The 1,452-nt window shown below is 69.5% G+C and carries 1 protein-coding gene; it reads right to left on the reverse strand.

Annotation, left to right across the window (positions count from 1 at the left end):
- Positions 1-7: 7 nt before the first annotated feature.
- A complete protein-coding gene (locus ABZW30_RS47005) occupies positions 8-1,405 on the reverse strand; it encodes an IS30 family transposase (RefSeq protein ID WP_355677496.1) in 1,398 nt (465 codons plus the stop codon).
- Positions 1,406-1,452 lie beyond the last annotated feature (47 nt).

Here is a 1,452-nt window from a genome sequence, read left to right on the forward strand (position 1 = left end):
ACCGGGTTCAAGGGGTCGTTGCAACACCGCTGGTTTGGAGCGAGAGTAGCTGATCGTCGAGGGCCTCCGCAGGAGTTCTCCAGCCGAGTGTTTTCCGCGGCCGGGTGTTGAGCGCGCCGGCGACGGCTTCGAGGTCGCGGGCGGTCCAGCGGGCCAGGTCCGTGCCCTTCGGGAAGTACTGCCGCAGCAGCCCGTTCGTGTTCTCGTTCGTGCCCCGCTGCCAGGGGCTGTGCGGGTCGGCGAAGTAGACGGCGATACCGGTGTCGGCCCTCAGCTGGGCGTGCTGGGCGAGCTCCTTTCCTCGATCCCAGGTCAGCGACCTGCGCAACTGCTGTGGGATGTTGGCCATTTGGGATGTGAGGGCCTTGCGCATCGCCTCGGCTCCGTAGCCGGCCAGCGCGGGGCCGTTCTTCACCCTTGGCTCGACGCCGTAGCCTTCCATCCGCGGAAGGTGGACCAGGATCGTGAACCTGGTCGTGCGCTCCACGAGAGTGCCGATGGCGGACCGGTTCGTCCCGATGATCAGATCGCCTTCCCAGTGGCCCGCGACGACCCGGTCCTCGGCCTCGGCGGGACGCTCGCTGATCATCACGTCGGGCGTGACGTGACCGGCCGCCTTCTGGCGGGCGCGCGAGCGCGGAACCCGAAGGGCACGCCCGGTCCGCAGGCACGTGACCAGCTCACGCTCGAGTGCGCCGCGGCCCTGGACGTAGAGGGCCTGGTAGATCGCTTCGTGCGAGATCCGCATGGATTCGTCGTCCGGATAGTCGACCAGCAACCGCTTGGCTATCTGCTCCGGACTCCACGCCGTCGCCCAACGCCGGTCCTGACGGCGGGGCTTGTTCCGCCCCTTCCACTCCTGGGTCGCCGGACCCGGCACCAGCCGCCCGTCGGGAGCCTGGATCAAGCCGGCCAACCGGTCCTGCACGTACTCGCGCAGCCGCTCGTCGGCCGCGAGCTTCGCAGTCTTCGGCCGGCCTGCCGCCAGCTCGGCCTTCCACTGCGCGATCGAGGCCCGGTAGTCGAGCCGCCCGCACCTCGTGGCCACGTTGCGCCGCAGCTCCCGAGAGATCGTCGACGGCGAGCGCCCCAGCCTGCGGGCTATCTCCCTCACGCCGATGTCCTGGGCCCTCAGCAGGGCGATCTCCTCGCGCTCGGCGAACGACAGATACCGACCTGACAGCGGACTGAGCTGGATCGAAGGCATCCCGCCACGATCGCGGAACCACCGCGAACCGACCGGCCCGGACACGCCGCACGCCAGCGCGGCATCCTCGCTCGTGAGTCCTTCGGCGATCTTCAACCAGAACGCGCGCTCCACGTCCCGACGCACCGGCGGCCGGCCCGGCGACCGCATCGCCGGACGCCCCGTCACCTTCGTCGTCCACCCCGCAGGTCGCCCCATCCGACACCTCCACAATCGAGGTGTTGCGACGACCAGTTGAATCCACC

The sequence above is a fragment of the Kitasatospora sp. NPDC004669 genome (assembly GCF_040609455.1).
Lineage (GTDB): Bacteria > Actinomycetota > Actinomycetes > Streptomycetales > Streptomycetaceae > Kitasatospora.

Coding starts and splice junctions, on each gene's coding strand:
- ABZW30_RS47005 (WP_355677496.1), bottom strand. CDS start 1,405: ATGGGGCGACCTGCGGGGTGGACGACGAAGGTGACGGGGCGTCCGGCG.